Annotated in this window: 14 protein-coding genes; 5 read left to right on the top strand and 9 right to left on the bottom strand. The window is 66.3% G+C overall.

All coding sequences use genetic code 11. The annotated features are described in order from the left end of the window. The first annotated feature begins 94 nt into the window (after positions 1 to 94). The 3 genes from BST27_RS27260 (at position 95) to BST27_RS27270 (ending at position 4731) form a co-directional block, all read left to right on the top strand. Positions 95 to 877 (top strand): enoyl-CoA hydratase, encoded by a 783-nt coding sequence (locus tag BST27_RS27260; protein ID WP_069422397.1) that lies wholly within the window; start codon positions 95 to 97, stop codon positions 875 to 877. After that, positions 874 to 2649 (top strand): alpha/beta hydrolase, encoded by a 1776-nt coding sequence (locus tag BST27_RS27265; protein WP_069422398.1) that lies wholly within the window; start codon positions 874 to 876, stop codon positions 2647 to 2649. Before BST27_RS27260 ends, BST27_RS27265 begins: the two co-directional genes overlap by 4 nt. Positions 2650 to 2859: 210 nt before the next feature. After that, positions 2860 to 4731, top strand: a complete 1872-nt coding sequence (locus tag BST27_RS27270; RefSeq protein WP_083148715.1) for a PE family protein — start codon at positions 2860 to 2862, stop codon at positions 4729 to 4731. Positions 4732 to 4766: 35 nt separating this feature from the next. On the opposite strand, the gene BST27_RS27275 is transcribed toward BST27_RS27270, so the two are convergent. Continuing rightward, positions 4767 to 5147 (bottom strand): rhodanese-like domain-containing protein, encoded by a 381-nt coding sequence (locus BST27_RS27275; protein ID WP_069422400.1) that lies wholly within the window; start codon positions 5145 to 5147, stop codon positions 4767 to 4769. Next, positions 5147 to 5716 (bottom strand): cysteine dioxygenase, encoded by a 570-nt coding sequence (locus BST27_RS27280; protein ID WP_069422401.1) that lies wholly within the window; start codon positions 5714 to 5716, stop codon positions 5147 to 5149. Before BST27_RS27280 ends, BST27_RS27275 begins: the two co-directional genes overlap by 1 nt. 115 nt (positions 5717 to 5831) lie before the next feature. On the opposite strand from BST27_RS27280, the gene BST27_RS27285 reads away from it, so the two are divergent. Both BST27_RS27285 and BST27_RS27290 read left to right on the top strand, forming a co-directional pair. Continuing rightward, positions 5832 to 6266: a lipoprotein LpqV gene (locus BST27_RS27285; protein WP_139805405.1), complete on the top strand. Its 435-nt coding sequence runs from the start codon at positions 5832 to 5834 to the stop codon at positions 6264 to 6266. A gap of 81 nt (positions 6267 to 6347) precedes the next feature. Then, the gene (locus BST27_RS27290; protein ID WP_069422409.1) at positions 6348 to 7421 is read left to right on the top strand and encodes a patatin family protein; all 1074 of its coding nucleotides are present in this window, start codon (positions 6348 to 6350) and stop codon (positions 7419 to 7421) included. A gap of 9 nt (positions 7422 to 7430) precedes the next feature. On the opposite strand, the gene BST27_RS27295 is transcribed toward BST27_RS27290, so the two are convergent. From BST27_RS27295 to BST27_RS27325, 7 genes are all read right to left on the bottom strand, one after another. Beyond that, positions 7431 to 8288 carry a patatin-like phospholipase family protein gene (locus BST27_RS27295; protein WP_069422402.1) on the bottom strand — a complete coding sequence of 286 codons (858 nt, stop codon included), beginning with the start codon at positions 8286 to 8288 and terminating at the stop codon, positions 7431 to 7433. Further along, positions 8285 to 9151, bottom strand: coding sequence for a class II glutamine amidotransferase (locus BST27_RS27300; RefSeq protein WP_069422403.1), 867 nt, complete (start codon positions 9149 to 9151; stop codon positions 8285 to 8287). The genes BST27_RS27295 and BST27_RS27300 overlap by 4 nt, the downstream gene beginning before the upstream one ends. A gap of 22 nt (positions 9152 to 9173) precedes the next feature. Then, positions 9174 to 9647 carry an SRPBCC family protein gene (locus BST27_RS27305; RefSeq protein WP_069422404.1) on the bottom strand — a complete coding sequence of 158 codons (474 nt, stop codon included), beginning with the start codon at positions 9645 to 9647 and terminating at the stop codon, positions 9174 to 9176. A gap of 31 nt (positions 9648 to 9678) precedes the next feature. After that, a complete protein-coding gene (locus BST27_RS27310) occupies positions 9679 to 10743 on the bottom strand; it encodes an NAD(P)H-dependent amine dehydrogenase family protein (protein ID WP_139805406.1) in 1065 nt (354 codons plus the stop codon). Positions 10744 to 10785: 42 nt separating this feature from the next. Further along, entirely contained in the window at positions 10786 to 11844 is a 1059-nt protein-coding gene (locus BST27_RS27315) for an IS110 family RNA-guided transposase (protein WP_069422410.1), read from the bottom strand. Between the two features lie 331 nt (positions 11845 to 12175). Continuing rightward, positions 12176 to 13816 (bottom strand): long-chain fatty acid--CoA ligase, encoded by a 1641-nt coding sequence (locus BST27_RS27320; RefSeq protein ID WP_069422406.1) that lies wholly within the window; start codon positions 13814 to 13816, stop codon positions 12176 to 12178. A gap of 120 nt (positions 13817 to 13936) precedes the next feature. Then, positions 13937 to 15154, bottom strand: a complete 1218-nt coding sequence (locus BST27_RS27325) for a YncE family protein (RefSeq protein ID WP_069422407.1) — start codon at positions 15152 to 15154, stop codon at positions 13937 to 13939. Positions 15155 to 15691 lie beyond the last annotated feature (537 nt).

The following is a 15691-nucleotide window of genomic DNA, read 5'->3' on the forward strand; positions in this document are numbered from 1 at the left end:
TCCAATTATTCCTTGCAGGACAGGCACTTTCGCATATCTACACCCCGAAACTCACAACGTTTCACGAAAAATCCGGGCTAGAGAGGGAGCCCCCATGGCCGACAACACTTACGAGACAATCCTGGTTGAGCGCGAGGAGCGGGTCGGCATCATCACGCTCAACCGACCAAAGGCGCTGAACGCGCTCAACAGCCAGGTGATGCGCGAAGTCACCACTGCGGCAACTGAATTGGACAATGATCCCGGTATCGGTGCGATCATCATCACGGGGTCGGAGAAGGCGTTCGCCGCCGGCGCCGACATCAAGGAAATGGCCGAACTGTCGTTTGCCGACGCGTTCGAGGCAGACTTCTTCGCCCCCTGGGGCAAGCTGGCAGCCGTGCGCACCCCGACGATCGCCGCGGTGGCCGGATATGCGCTGGGGGGCGGCTGCGAACTGGCGATGATGTGTGACCTGCTGATCGCCGCCGACACCGCGAAATTCGGGCAGCCAGAGATCAAACTCGGCGTGTTGCCCGGCATGGGTGGCTCCCAGCGTCTGACGCGCGCCATCGGCAAGGCCAAGGCTATGGACCTGATCCTCACCGGACGCACCATCGACGCCGCGGAAGCCGAGCGCAGCGGCCTCGTCTCGCGGGTGGTGCCCGCCGAAGACTTGCTGTCCGAAGCCAAGGGCGTCGCCACCACGATTTCGCAGATGTCGCGCTCGGCCTCTCGGATGGCGAAAGAGGCGGTCAACCGTGCCTTCGAATCGACCCTCGCCGAGGGGTTGCTCTACGAGAGACGGCTTTTCCACTCGACGTTCGCCACGGCCGACCAGTCCGAAGGCATGGCGGCGTTCATCGAAAAACGCCCCCCGAACTTCACTCACCGATGACCGAGAAAGGCTCCGCCACCACCGAGGAGCCTGGCGCCGACGCTGAGGAAGCCCCCGTTTCTGAGGTCTCAGAAACCGTGGCGGATGCCAACGCGGCTGTCCGCAAAGCATTTTGGATCCGGCATTACACCTTCACCGGGACCGCCGTCGCCCTCGTCTTCATCTGGCTGTCGCTGACGCCGTCGCTGCTGCCTCGGGGCCCGCTCTTCCAGGGCGTGGTCAGTGGCTGCTCCGGCGCCATCGGTTACGCCATCGGCGTCTTCATTGTCTGGCTGATCCGCTGGTTGCGTTCGAAGAACACCACCCCGCCGCCCCCGCGGTGGGTGTGGCTGCCCCTTGTTGCCGTCGGCGCGATCGGCATGGTCTTCATGGGCGTCCAATTCCACTTCTGGCAAGACCGGGTGCGCGACATGATGGGCGTCGAGCACCTGAAGTGGTACGACTACCCGCTCACCGGAATCCTTTCGATCGTCGTGCTTTTCACGCTGGTGGAGATCGGCCAGTTCATCCGTCTGGTGGTCGCTTTCCTGGTAGCGCAGGTGGACCGAATTGCACCCTTCCGTCTGTCGGCGGCCATCGTGGTGGCGGCGCTCGTGGCGCTGACCATCACCGTGCTCAACGGCGTGGTGCTCAAATTCGCGATGCGGTCCATGAACGACACGTTCGCCTCGGTCAACAGCGAGATGGATCCCGACAACGCCCCGCCGAAGACGCCGAAGCGATCGGGCGGTCCGGGATCGTTGGTGTCGTGGGAGTCGCTGGGTCACCAAGGCCGGATCTTCGTAGGGGCGGGACCGTCCCGCAAGCAACTCTCCGACTTCAACGGGACCCCAGCCATCGAACCCATCCGGGCGTACGCGGGGTTGAATTCCGCCGACGGGATCGACGCGACGGCGGAGCTTGCCGCACAAGAATTGGAACGCACCGGCGGCCTGCAACGGGCCGTCGTTGCCGTGGCCACCACGACCGGCACCGGGTGGATCAACGAGGCCGAAGCCTCGGCGCTGGAGTACATGTACAACGGCAATACCGCGATCGTCAGCATGCAGTATTCGTTCCTGCCCAGCTGGTTGTCGTTTTTGGTCGACAAGGAGAATGCCCGGCACGCCGGCCAGGAGTTGTTTGAGGCGGTCGACCGGAGGATCCGGCAGATGCCGGAATTCAAACGCCCCAAGCTCGTGGTATTCGGTGAGAGTCTGGGCTCTTTCGGTGCCGAGGCGCCGTTCATGAGCATCAACAATGTGCTGGCCCGCACCGACGGTGCCTTGTTCAGCGGGCCGACCTTCAACAACACAATCTGGACTCAACTCACCAGGAACCGCGATCCCGGCTCACCGCAATGGCTGCCCATCTACGAGGACGGACGCAATGTCCGGTTCGTCGCGCGTCCGGAAGATCTGAACCGGCCCGACGCCGAGTGGCGTAGGCCCAGGGTCGTGTACCTGCAGCACGCCTCCGACCCGATCGCCTGGTGGACACCGAACCTGCTGTTCAAGGAACCCGAGTGGCTGACGGAACCGCGCGGGTACGACGTGCTTCCCGAGACGTACTGGATTCCCGTCGTGACCTTCTTGCAGGTATCCGCCGACATGGCGGTGGCCGTCGACGTGCCGGACGGGCATGGCCATCGGTACGTCGCCAATGTCGCTGACGGCTGGGCGGCGGTGCTGTCTCCGCCCGGTTGGACGCAGGAGAAAACAGAGCGGCTGCGCCCGTTGCTACGAGCTGAAGCGAAGCCGCTCAGTTCCCCAGGCGAGGACGACGCCGGTTAATAAACGTCGAGTGGCGCTGAAAGCGAATTCTTGGTGCCATCCGCAGACATGTCCTCATTGCCTTAAGGCGATGGACGACAACGCATCCGGCTCGCTGAACAGCGGACCGCCGTGAATCAACTTTCCAATTCTCCCGAAATGCTTTGAACACAGCGTTAATATCTGGTCGGCACGCACTGGCCCGCCTTTAGCCCGGTTGAAGGAGCGATTGTGTCCTTCTTGTTGGTGTCACCGTCGGAGTTGATCACCGCAGCAACCAATCTCGCCGGTATCGGTGAAGCGCTAAGCACCGCCAACGCGGCCGCAGCGCTGCCGACAACAACACTGGCGGCGGCCGGCGCGGACGAAATTTCCGCCGCGGTGACCGCCGTGTTCACGGCCCATGCGGAGAGCTATCAGCGCATCGGTGCGCAAGCCTTGCAGTTTCACAACCAGTTCCTGCAGTCGTTGCAAGCCGGCGCCCAGTCGTATCTGCAAGCCGAGGCGACCAACGTCGAACAGACCTTGCTCGGTGTGATCAACGCACCCACCCAGACCCTGTTGGGGCGCCCGCTCATCGGTAATGGCGCCGACGGAACCGCAGCCAACCCCAACGGCGGAGCCGGGGGGTTGCTCTACGGCAACGGCGGAAACGGCTATTCCCAGACCACTCCTGGGGCGGCCGGCGGTACCGGTGGGGCCGCCGGTCTGATCGGCAACGGGGGTGCTGGCGGTGCGGGCGGCCCGGGCGCCAACGGTGGCGCCGGTGGAGCAGGCGGGTGGCTCTTTGGCAACGGCGGCAATGGCGGGCCGGGCGGTACCGGCCTGAACGGCACGACGGACCTGATAGGTGGCGCCGGCGGCAACGGGGGTGCCGGCGGGTCTGCCGGCCTGTTCGGCTCCGGCGGGGCCGGTGGTACCGGCGGCGACGGTGGGATAGGCGGCGTCGGCTCCGCCAACGGCGGCAACGGCGCGGAAGGTGGCACCGGCGGCGCCGGCGGAAGCGGCGGGAAGGGCGGCTGGCTCTTCGGCAAAGGCGGCGCAGGCGGCGACGGCGGACTCGGTGGTCAGGGCGGATCGGGCACTCAAGGCAACAACCAGAATGTCGGTACCAATGGCGGCTCCGGCGGGATGGGCGGCGCTGGCGGCAGGGGCGGCAATGGAGGCGGCGGCGGCCTCTTCGGCGACGGAGGGAACGCCGGCAACGGCGGCAACGGCGGCGCCGGCGGTGTGAGCGGTGATGGCGGGGCGGGGACAACCTCGGCCGGCGGCGGTGGTGCCGGTGGCATCGGAGGCAGCGGCGGCAGTGGGGGCACTGGCGGTAATGGCGGTTGGCTAACGGGTAACGGCGGCACCGGTGGCAGCGGCGGCAACGGCGGCAACGGTAATACCGGCGGCGTAGGCGGCGGCATCACTATCGGCCCGGCAGTGTCCGCGGGAAATGGCGGTAACGGAGGCAATGGGGGCAATGCCGGGTCCGGCGGCGGCGGCGGTGCCGGTGGCTGGTTGTCCGGTAATGGCGGAGCAGGCGGCGCCGGTGGCAACGCGGGGTTGGGGGGAACCGGCGGTAAAGGCGGCCCCGCCGATGCCTTGGACATGCTCACCGGCGCTGGCGGAACCGGCGGAGCGGGTGGCGTCGGCGGAACCGGAGGCTACGGCGGCGCCAGCGGCAAATTGTTCGGTAGCGGCGGCACCGGGGGCAATGGCGGTGCGGGCGGCACCGGCGGGGCCGGCGGCCAGGCCGGTAGCGGCGCCGCGACTGAGGGTGCCGGCGGCAAGGGCGGGGACGGGCAAGCGGGCGGCGCGGGAGGCAACGGCGGCGCCGGCGCGTTGTTGGTCGGCGACGGCGGATCCGGCGGAGACGGCGGTACCGGCGGCAATGGTGGTAACGGTGGTGCCGGCAATGGCGCCGGGTCGAGCGGCAAGGGTGCCAACGGTGGTGGCGGTGGCGCCGGCGGTGGTGCGCAGCTGCTCGGAAGTGGCGGCAACGGCGGCAACGGCGGCGCCGGCGGCAACGGCATAACCGCCGGCGAAAAAGGATCGGGCGGACCCGGCGGAAAAGGCGGCCTCATATTTGGCGCTGCCGGCAAGAACGGGCAGTAACCAACGGCTGGACTGTCGGCTGGGCTGCCGACGGGCTAGCTCAACTCGGCCAGCACGCCGGCGGCCACCAGAGCGTGATACCCGCCCACCACGTCGGTTGCCCGATGCAGGCCCAGATCCAACAGCGCCGCAGCCGCCAGGCTGGACGTGTAGCCCTCCGAGCACAGGATCACCCACTCGACGTCGTCACCGACGGCCTGCGGCAACCGCGCGTCACTGGTGGGGTCGCAGCGCCACTCCAGCACGTTGCGTTCGATGACCAAAGCGCCCGGCACCTCGCCCTCGGACGCACGCTGTGCCTGCGGCCGGATATCGACCAGTACCGCGCCACGCCGCAGCGCCTCCGGCACCTGGTCTGCCGGCAACCGTTGGTACCGCCCCCGCGCAGCCTCCAGCACCCGGTCGATCCGGCTCATCAAGACCCTTCGGGCTGGTCGGTCAACTCGGTGCGCTGACGGCGCAGCGTGTTTCGGGTAGTGACCTCGTAGTACGACATGACGGTCAGCGGCGGCGAGTAGGCGTGCACGCTCAGCGTCGGCTGCACGGCACGCGCGGGCTTACTCGAGGCCGCCCGCTCCTCGATGGGCCGGGGCGCCCACACCACGTCATGCACCCAGCCCAGCGGAAATCCGGCCTGGTCGCCGGCATCGAGGCGCCGCCGGCGCAACCGCTGGCCATCCCAACGGTATTCGTTGAGCGACCCGGACAGCACCGTCAGCGCCCCGAGCGACCCGCCGTGATCGTGCAACTCGGTGGACTTGCCCGGGACCCAGCTGATCAGCCAGACGTCCAATTCGTCGTCGCCATGGATGCGGGTGAACCAGCGCTTGTTCTCCGGCAGGCCGTCCCGCGGAAGCAGGTGGTCGCACCGTCCGCTGAGCACGTCGTCGGCGGCTTGGTCAGTCGCGAGCAGCAGATCGGGCACGCGCAACCGCGTGGGGCCCGACGCCGGGGAGGCATAGGCAAGGGCAAACGGCATGGCCATCAGAGAGCTCCGGAAGGTGAAACGGTTAGGGCAAGCGGCGGTGCGTCAGGGCCGACAACACTCCCAAAAGCCGGAGCACTCCATCACGCCAACGAGTGTTGCATAAATTAGGACTGTGCATCGGTCGCCTCGCCGCCCCCCGCGCTGGGCGCTGAGCGTCGTGGCGGCGGGTCTGACGGTCGTGGCAGCGTGCTCGGACGGCGACGGTGGAGGCAAGCCGACAACCTCATCGCCCCGGCCGTCAACCACCACCAGTTCGCCGCCGCCGGGCGCCATCGGGATCTCTCCGGGCGGCGTCACGACCAAGGTCGATGCTCCGGCCGAGTCGACCGAGGAAGAATATTTCCAGGCCTGCCATGCCGCCAAGGTGTGGATGGAGGAGCAATCGGGCGCCGGGCAGTCAATGATCGAGCCATATCTGGCCATGGTTCAGGCCTCCGCCTCCGGAGTTGCGGGGACCTGGAACATCCCCTGGGCCAACCTCAGCCCGGCGCGACAGGCGGCCGTGATCGTCGCCGCCGAAGCCGCCGCCAACGACGGATGCGGATAGCCGCCGCGCAATTGCGATCAGGGGTGCACAAAACTGTCGACCGGATCGGCGGTAGGACGCCTGCCCGCGCAGAATGAAGTGGTGTCTGGACCTATACCGCCGCGCGGGCGCGGATCATCCGGCAATCGCGTCGCGTTGGCGTTGGGCAGCGGCGGCGCCCGCGGCTACGCCCACATCGGGGTGATACAGGTCCTCGAGGAGCGCGGCTACGAAATCGTGGGCATCGCCGGTTCGTCGATGGGCGCGGTCGTCGGCGGCGTTCAGGCGGCGGGCCGGCTCGACGAGCTGGCCGACTGGGCGACGTCCCTGACGCAGCGCACCATCCTGCGGCTGCTGGACCCAACGATCACCGCGGCGGGCGTGCTGCGCGCGGAAAAAATTCTGGACGCCGTGCGCGACATCGTGGGACCGGTGACCATCGAGGAGCTGCCCATCCCCTATACGGCGGTGGCGACGGATCTGTTGACGGGCAAGTCGGTGTGGTTTCAGCGCGGTCCGCTGGACGACGCCATCCGGGCGTCCATCGCGATACCGGGGGTGATCGCGCCGCACGAAACGGACGGACGCCTGCTCGCCGACGGCGGCATCCTGGAGCCCCTGCCCATGGCGCCCATCGCCGGGGTCAGCGCGGACCTCACCATTGCGGTGAGCCTGGGCGGCAGCGAGACGCCCGGAAGTCGCGAAGTGGAGCAGGGCGCCACCGCCGAATGGCTGACCCGCATGGTCCGCAGCACTTCTGCCCTGTTCGACGCCAACGCCGCACGGTCGCTGTTGGATCGTCCTGCGGCGAGGGCGGTGTTGAGTCGCCTCGGCGCGACCGCGGAAGCGCTGAACGGTTCGGAAGGCGACGTGGACAACGCCGACGAGGCCGCAGCGAGTTCCGAGGAGTCCGGGCTTCCCAAGCTGGGCAGCTTCGAGGTGATGAATCGCACCATCGACATCGCGCAAAGCGCCCTGGCACGCCATACGCTGGCGGCCTACCCCGCCGACCTGCTGATCGAGGTGCCGCGCTCGACGTGCCGAAGCCTCGAGTTCCACCGCGCGGCGGAGGTGATCGAAATCGGTCGCGAGCTGGCTACCCGCGCGCTGGACACCCTGTCGGACGGAGCGTCGGACGGTCCCGACTCGCCCGTCGCACCCGCCATCGAGGCCTGACGCCCCCCTTCAGACACCCAGCACTCGTGCCACGGCCGCGGCTTCTCGCCGGCCCTGGGCGCGCCCGGCCCTCGCCGACGGAACCCGGCAGCGCGGATCCAGCGGGTTCGGCCCGAAAGCCGCCAGCGACTCGTCGTCGGCGAAGATGGCGTACGCGGTGCCGTCGAATGCCGCGATCTCACCGGCCGGCCCGGGCCCGAAGGGCGAGGGCGCGTCCACGCCGGACGGCACCAAGACCACCGCCACGTCGCAATCGTCGGCAACGCTCAGATTGACCGAACTGCGCACGCCGCCGTCCATATAGCGCCGCTGCCCGATCGTCACCGGCGGCCACGCCCCCGGCACGGCGCAACTGGCCGCCACCGCGTCGACCAACTCAACCCCAGAGTTTTGGTCAAAGACGACCAGTTCGCCCGTCGCCGTGTCGATCGCGGTGAGTCGCAGCGCGCGGTCGGGCCACTCGTACGACGGCAGGCGCTGGGCGATCACCTCACGCCGTACGGATTCGGGAACGGTCTCGGTCGCCAGGGCCACCTGGCCGATTTTGGCCAACCGGCCAGCAAGGCCGCCCTCGTTCGGCCCGGAAAGCGCGGCCAGGAACAGCTCGGTGATCTTGTCGATGTCGACACCGGGGTCGATCTCGGCCGACGTCTCGGCGATCTGTCTGGCGAACAGCTCCTCCAGCGGGCGTCCGCTACAGATCTGGGCGCCGACTGCCGAGCCGGCCGAGGTGCCGACCACCACGTCCGACTCCAGCAGCAACCGCGCCGCCGTCGGCGACTCGTCGGCGATGCCGCACAAAACCCCTGTCTCCCAAGCGATTCCGGCGAGCCCACCGCCGGCCAGCACGAGCGCGCGCCTGGTCATGACACCAACGTGTGCTGGGCGTGCAGCACCGGCTCGCTGAGATCGGCTTTGCGCAGCTGGTGCCGCGGCGGATCGGGCAACACCAAAGTCCGGGTCATCCGCAGCGCCGAGTCGACGTGCACCAGCTCGCCCGGAGCGATCAGGCTCCAGCGGGGGTCGTCGTCCATCTTTTCGGTCGCGAATATCACCGACGGCCGGTCACTCAAATGCTCACACCACGCGCGGATGCGCTGCGATCGCAGATCGAAATCGGGCGCGCCGCCCAAGCGGCGATCCAGGACGTAGAGCATGTTGGGCTCCGGATAGCGAAACGCCCACATGTCGGTGGCGGTGCTGAGCACGAAGTTGGCCGCATAGACCGGGACGTTGGCCGCCACCCACGTCATCGCGTCGACCAGACCGGCCGTCTCGTCACCTCCGTGAGCGCGGATCGAGGCGGTGATCAACGCGAAGATTCTTTCGGAATCGGTTTGGCCCAGAACGAGATCCGCGACGCCGAGGGCACGTAACCGTTCGTCGATGATGTCCAGACCCTCGACTACGCCGTTGTGCGCAAAGATTCGCCCGTCCTGCAAGAACGGGTGGGTGTTGTGGACGTCGAGCGACCCCGTCGTCGCGTAGCGCACGTGAGCGACAAACGTTGTGCCGGTGAGGTGATGGGCTTCGGCCGCAAAGTCGATGTCCTGCCAGGCGGCGATGGGCTCTTTGTGCAGCTGCGGCCGGCCGTGCTCGTCAAAGACCCCCAGGCCCGTGCCGTCGGGATTTCGCCTGCTTTGCTCGGCGAGGCTGTCAGGGGCGTCCAACAACCAAAAGGTAGCCGTGACAATCTTCGTCCCGGCATGCAGGCCAAAAAGTCGACACATGGTCCCGACGCTACCGAAGGGCTCAGTGCAAGAGTTGCGCGGAAAGGTTCTCGAGGACTCCGCGTGCGTAGCCTTTCCAGATCCTCCCGAATCCCGGAAGTAAGAGGGCGGACACGGCCGACTTCGGATAGATGGTCCATTGCCAAGTCACCTTGGTTCCGGTGCCCGCGGGTGTGAAGCTCCATTTGCCGTCGACCGAGCTGATCAGCGCCGCCATGGGTCCTTTGACGTCGGAAAGCGTGTAGCCGAATGCCCGCGGGGGGTCGACACTGGTCAGCTCCTCACGCACGCTGCCGCCGCCCACCATGGTGATGCGCCGGGTCTGGCCCGCGGCATCCCAGTCGCCCGTTTGGTCAAGGACGTCCTTGATCGGCGGAATGGGCCCGTACCAGTTCGAGCAAATGACCGGCAGCGGTATGGCCAGCGTGCGGCGAAACGCATCTTCGGCAGTGACGGGAATTGCTCGCGACTGAGCGACGACGACAGAGCTCGGCATCAACTGACTGTAGCCGCCGAGCGGACTGCCGTCAGCGGCTCAGGTGCGGGGCGGCCCGGCCGGTGATGAGCGGCAGATCGAAGAAGCTCTGAATGCCCGCCGGCGCCGCGCAGGTGGCCGGTATGGCGTTGACGCAGTGCGCGGCCGTGGCGACGATGCCAGGGTTGCTCTGCAGTCCTTCCTGCACGCTTTCAGGCTGCCAGCCCTTGATGGTGACGAAGGTGTTCGGGTTTCCCCGCACCTCGATCTCGTACCGCTCCCCCGCAGGACCGAAAGACCAAGGGGGATTGAGGTTTTCCTCCCCCATCAACCAGTTGACGGTGATCTCGACGACGACCGTGTCGCCGACCAGGGCCTGCCAGTGGAAGCGGCGCCCGGCGACCTGACCGGGCTCGATCACCCCGATCGGCGAGTCGATCGGCGCGGTCGCGACGGCCACTTCTTGCAAAGGCCGGATCTCGGGCTCGGCGGCGAAGCCCAATTGGTCGACGCACAGCCGGACCGACTGGATGAAGCCACCGTTGAGCAATTTCTGCATCGGACCAGTCAGCGCGCTGTCCGGGGTGCCGCCGAAGCCCATGACGTAGCGCAGCACATCCGGCGCTCCGTAGGTCCTGAGATCTGAAAACTCCTCGGCACGAACGAAAGTCACCCCCGTCGACATCACCGACAGCAGTAACGGAAACAGTTCGGTGGCCGCGCCCGGTCCAATGCCGGCACCGTGCAGCGTCGTGTTGCCGGCCTGGGCGGCGATTTCCAGTGGCGCGGCTTCCTTCTCGCTCGGGTAGAACCACCCGAGCGGGGTGACGACGTTCTTGCCGGAACGCAACAGCGCGGCGACCTCGTCGACGCTGGGCATCAACGGCGCATAGATGACCGCGTCGGCGTCGAGGGCCAAGATGTCGTCGATGCTGTTGGTCGCGGTTACGCCCAGCGGTGACGTCCCGGCGATCTCGCCGACGTCTTTGCCGTTCTTGGTCTCGGAATGCACCCAGCAGCCGACCAGTTCGAGTTCGGGATGCTCTAGCACACCCTTGATCGCGGCGACGCCGACCGACCCAGTTGCCCATTGCACGACTCGCAGACTCATGGTCACCTTTCTACCCCCGAGTTCTACTCGCCAGCAGTAGCTCCTATGTCAAGCCGCGGCGGGTTGGGCTTGTTGTGAGCTGGTTTGGTTGTCGGTGTGGAGGCTTCGGTAGATGGCGCGGGCGAGGCGGCGTTTGAGGCATCGTCGGGCGGCTGCCTTGGTTTTGCCGGCGGCGATGAGCTTTTGGTAGTAGGCATGGCCCGGGGTGTCGTGCAGGCGGATTTGTGTGATGGCGATGCGGTGGATGGCGGTGTTGAGTTGGCGGTTGCCCGAGCGGCTTAGCCGCACCTGACCTTCAGTTTTGCCTGACCACACGGGGATCGGCGCTACCCCGGTATAGCGGGCGAAAGCCGCCTCGCTTTTGAAGCGGTTGATCCCGGCGGTTTCGCCGAGGATTTTGGCGGCGGTCACCTCCGCGCAGCCCGGCAGGTCCAACAGGGTGGGGGCCTGTGCGCGGACCTGATCAGCCAGGCGCTTTTCGAGCGCCTTGATCTCGGCGGTGAGCCGGGTGACATCAGCCAATTCGGCACGCGCCATGTCCACAACTACCGTTTTGGGTTGGACGTCGAGCCAAGCCGCCAACGCCTGCTGCTGCTTGACCGCGCTAAGCCCACCCGGTCGAGGTGATCGCTGCGGGTCCAGTTCGTGCACCAGCCAGCGCAGCCGGTTGATAGCCGAAGTTCGTTGCCCAACAAGAACATCACGGCGGTCGGTGAGCAACTTCAGCATCCGCGACGCCTCATCATGGCAGGCCGCGGGCAGGTCGGGTTCGCGCAGGACTGCCCGGGCTACGGCCTCGGCGTCGATCGGATCGGACTTGCCCGGTCTGCGCGCGGATTTGCGGACCTGGGCCATCAACTTCGTCGGTACCCGCACGACTGTTTGCCCCCTGGTCAACAGGTCCCGCTCGAGCCGCGCTGACATGTTGCGGCAGTCTTCAATGCCCCACAGCAGATCGTCGCCGAACTGCTCGCGCGCCCACATCAGGGCCGCGATATGCCCGTCCGTGGTGGCCTTGACCGTTTTCTCGCCCAGCTTGCGTCCCACCTCATTGACAGCGACAAAGGTGTGTTTGAACTTGTGTACATCGACTCCAACGACCACCATGGTGGTGCCTCCTTCACTTGGGGTGTTGAGGTTGGGCCGGCCGGTGGACACATCTCAGTCGGGGCGGTACCACGCTCCTGACAAGTCACACCGGCCGGCCCGTCTCATCCGGCGTCGGCACTACTGCTGAACGCCAACCTCTCAGCGGCAGACACAAACCGAGCCAGACACCGGATGATCCGGAACCAACCACCGCAAGACGGCCCACGCACGCGGACACGCCATGACACGGCAAACTCACCCTGACACTGAGACGCAAACTTGTACGTTGCGGGCCGAACGCGTACGACTTTGTGTCTGCTCGCGGGTGGGGTGAGACGCCCGAGGGCGGTCAGTCGTGCGCCTCGATGACGTCGTAGCCACCGTCGGCGTAGTGAGACCGGATGGTCTTCTTGTCGTACTTGCCGACGCTGGTGCGCGGAATCTTGTCGGTGAATGCCCACCGTTCGGGCAACCACCACCGAACTACCTTGTCCGTGAGGAACTTTCGTAGTTCACCGGCACTGATCGTGGTACCTTCCCGGGGCACGACGACGGCCAGCGGCCGTTCCTGCCAGCGCTCGTCGGGAACCCCGACGACTGCGGCCTCGACGACGTCGGGGTGAGCTATCAGGTTGTTCTCCAGCTCCACCGAGGAGATCCATTCCCCACCGGACTTGATGACGTCTTTGGACCGGTCGGTCAAGGTAATGAAGCCGTGCTCGTCGATGCGGCCGACGTCGCCAGTGCGCAACCAGCCCGAGTCGAACTTGGACTCGTCGTATCCGCGGTAGTACGAGCCGGTGATCCACGGCCCGCGAACCTCCACCTCGCCCACGGCCTGGCCGTCGTTGGGCAGCACCTTGCCGTCGTCGTCGACAATGCGGGCCTCCACGCCGCAGACCGGCCGACCCTGCGTCCCACGGAAAGCCCAGTGCTGGTCGTCCGGGGTCCCGGGCGGCGGCCAGGCCATGGTCGCCAGCGGAGAGGTTTCCGTCATGCCCCACAGTTGCCGAATCTGCACGGAGTGCTTTTCTTCGAAGGCTTGCATCAGCGACACCGGAACGGCCGAACCGCCGCACACGACCATGCGCAACGACGACATGTCGTGCCCGGGGTTTTTTTCCAGCTGATGCAAGACGTCGTTCCAGATGGTCGGCACCGCGCCGGCCACCGTTGGCCGCAGCGTCTCCACCATGTGGATGATCGATTTGGCATCCAGGTGCCGGTCGGGAAGCACCAAGTCCGCCCCCGCCATCAACGCCGCATACGGCAGTCCCCACGCGTTGGCGTGGAACATCGGCACGATGGGCAGCACCCGGTCGCTGGACCCGACCCCGATGCCGTTGCTGGTGCACGCCGCCATGGTGTGCAGATAGCTCGAACGATGGGTGTACACAACACCTTTGGGATTGCCCGTCGTGCCGCTCGTGTAGCACATGGCTGCGGCAGACCTCTCGTCGATATCCGGCCAATCGAAATCGGTGGGCTGGCCGTCGATCACCTCGGCGTAGCGCAGCACCGTCTTGCCGGAACCCTGCAGCGCCTCCACCGCCGATTCGTCGCCCTCGCCCACCGCGATCAGGGTGTGCACGGTCTCGAGTTCCGGCAGCACCGGCGCGAGCAGTTTGGCCAACGACAGGTCCACCAGGATTACCTGGTCCTCCGCCTCGTTGGCGACGTATGCGATTTGCTCCGGGAAAAGCCGGATGTTGAGCGTGTGCAAGACCGCACCCATCGAAGGAACGGCGAGATACACCGCGAGGTGCTCGGCGTTGTTCCACATGAACGTCCCGACGCGCTGGTCACCCGTTATGCCGAGGCCGCGCAGCGCGTTTGCCAGCTGCGCAGCCTGCCGACCCACGTCGCGGTAGGTGCTGTAGTGGTACCCGTCACCGGTGTCGGTAATGACTTGACGTGCTCCGTGAACGCCGCATCCGTAGCGCATGATCGCGGTAATCGTCAGGGGGAAATCCTGCATCGTGCCGTACATCGACGTACCGCCTTACGGGTCTCGGCGCAGCACCGCCTTGTCTCCAGTCGGGCGAATGCTATCGCCGTGGGAGGTCATGGCACACGGGTTCCCCCGAGAAGCTCGTTCAACACCGTGCCGTCAGGCCAGCGCCGGCTCGCGCTCGAAGAGCTCGGGCAGCAGCCAGTCGACGGACATGTTGGCTTCCAGCGCCTGCTGCTCGGCGGGCACTTCTTGCGTCTGACCAACCAATGCCCTGGTGACGATACCGTCATAGTCGGCGACGTAGAGGTACTTGCCGTCCGGACTTTCAACGACGCACGACGGCTGGCGGGTCTTGAGGGTGCCGATGACGTCCTGCGTGGCAGCACCGAGCATCGTGACGCGATCCTCGCTGACCAGATAGACGCGATCCCCGTTGCCGCTGACGCTGACCTGGGTGACCAGGCCGCCGATCTCACTGAACTTGCGGGTGGCGGTGACCTTGTTGGTCTTCGTGTCGATGACGTCGACGACCGTGCCGAAGTCAGCGCCGCAGCTGGCGACGTAAACCGTTGTGCCGTCGGGACTCAACGCGACGTCGCGGATGGCAGCACCGATGTCGATGGTCGCCAGCACACGCAGGCCCGGCTGAGTTTCCTTCGCGTTCTTGGTGTTCTTGGCGCCCTTAGCCGCGGACTTGGCGCCCTTCTTGCGCCACCCGGAGCGCCCGCGACTCGCGGCCTCGGGTTGGCTGTGGGTACCGATCACGACCACCTGACCGCCGGACGGGCCGTTGACGCCGACGTACAGCCGGCTTCCGTCGGGGCTGATGCGCACACATTCGGTGACGGCGCCGGGCGTTGTGGCGATGTCGACGACCTCGATGCGGTCCGTCCTGGTATCCATCACGGCGACGTCGGCACCACGGGCGCCGTTGCGGCTGGCGTACACGTAGTGGCCGTCGTGGCTCACGGCCAGATCCGTGAGGCTCAGGGCCAGCGGATGGGAGTCGACGACAGTGTTGGTGGCGGTGTCGATGACGGTGATCGAGTCATACGACGGGGAAACCGTGCTGACGTAGGCACGACCGGTATTCGCACCACCCATGGCGATGGCGAACGGTTCGTCGATGCCGGCGAGGGTCACGGTGACCCGGCAGGTGTCGGTGTTGATCACCGAAACGCTGTGGTCGCGGTAGTTGGTCACCATCAGCTGGCCGCCGTCGGGGGTTATCCCGATAGCGCTGATGGGACCGTTCTGGACGGGAATCTGGACAGCGATGGGGTTGCCAGGTGACGAGTCGACGTCCACGAGCTCGATGTTCTTGCTGGCCTTCGCAGCCTTCCGGCCTTTTATCGCGCCTTTTATCGCGCTCATGTGGCACCGCCTTTGCTGTTGTCGAACCTCCACGCGGGGCGACTGCCGTCGCTACCTTGCGCGGCCCGTCGGCCGGGGATTACCGGTTTTACGGCACTCCCATTAGCGCCGCATTTAATAGCATTGAACGCCATTCTAGCTCGCGATATTCCCCCGAAAAGAATTCAATTCGCGAGCTTGTTACCCAGGTCACTAAGACCACTTAGGTTCCACTCAGGTGGCCATTTTTCACCAGTATACCAGAAGTATGAAGTCTTACTAAGCATACGCTCTGAACAGCGAGGCTGCTTCTCACAACTACCTGATGGGCCGGCCTGCGCCAGGGTCGTTGGATAAGAATCTCTTATGGTTCCCGTTTCGGGCGAGGCGAATATCACACTTTGCCCAGCAGGTTCGTGTCGCATTTCGTTATTTCGCCGCACTCGCGCCGCAATCCTCGCCGAGGATTGGCCCCTTGCCACCGCCGGTACCGCCCTGGCCGCCAAAGCCGTGGTCACTAGTACCGAACCCGCCCCCGCCGCCTAGGCCGCCTCCGCC

Source organism: Mycobacterium intermedium (genome assembly GCF_002086275.1).
GTDB classification, from domain to species: Bacteria; Actinomycetota; Actinomycetes; order Mycobacteriales; family Mycobacteriaceae; genus Mycobacterium; species Mycobacterium intermedium.

Coding starts and splice junctions, on each gene's coding strand:
- BST27_RS27260 (WP_069422397.1), top strand. CDS start 95: ATGGCCGACAACACTTACGAGACAATCCTGGTTGAGCGCGAGGAGCGG.
- BST27_RS27265 (WP_069422398.1), top strand. CDS start 874: ATGACCGAGAAAGGCTCCGCCACCACCGAGGAGCCTGGCGCCGACGCT.
- BST27_RS27275 (WP_069422400.1), bottom strand. CDS start 5,147: ATGAGCCGGATCGACCGGGTGCTGGAGGCTGCGCGGGGGCGGTACCAA.
- BST27_RS27280 (WP_069422401.1), bottom strand. CDS start 5,716: ATGGCCATGCCGTTTGCCCTTGCCTATGCCTCCCCGGCGTCGGGCCCC.
- BST27_RS27295 (WP_069422402.1), bottom strand. CDS start 8,288: ATGACCAGGCGCGCGCTCGTGCTGGCCGGCGGTGGGCTCGCCGGAATC.
- BST27_RS27300 (WP_069422403.1), bottom strand. CDS start 9,151: ATGTGTCGACTTTTTGGCCTGCATGCCGGGACGAAGATTGTCACGGCT.
- BST27_RS27305 (WP_069422404.1), bottom strand. CDS start 9,647: ATGCCGAGCTCTGTCGTCGTCGCTCAGTCGCGAGCAATTCCCGTCACT.
- BST27_RS27315 (WP_069422410.1), bottom strand. CDS start 11,844: ATGGTGGTCGTTGGAGTCGATGTACACAAGTTCAAACACACCTTTGTC.
- BST27_RS27320 (WP_069422406.1), bottom strand. CDS start 13,816: ATGTACGGCACGATGCAGGATTTCCCCCTGACGATTACCGCGATCATG.
- BST27_RS27325 (WP_069422407.1), bottom strand. CDS start 15,154: ATGAGCGCGATAAAAGGCGCGATAAAAGGCCGGAAGGCTGCGAAGGCC.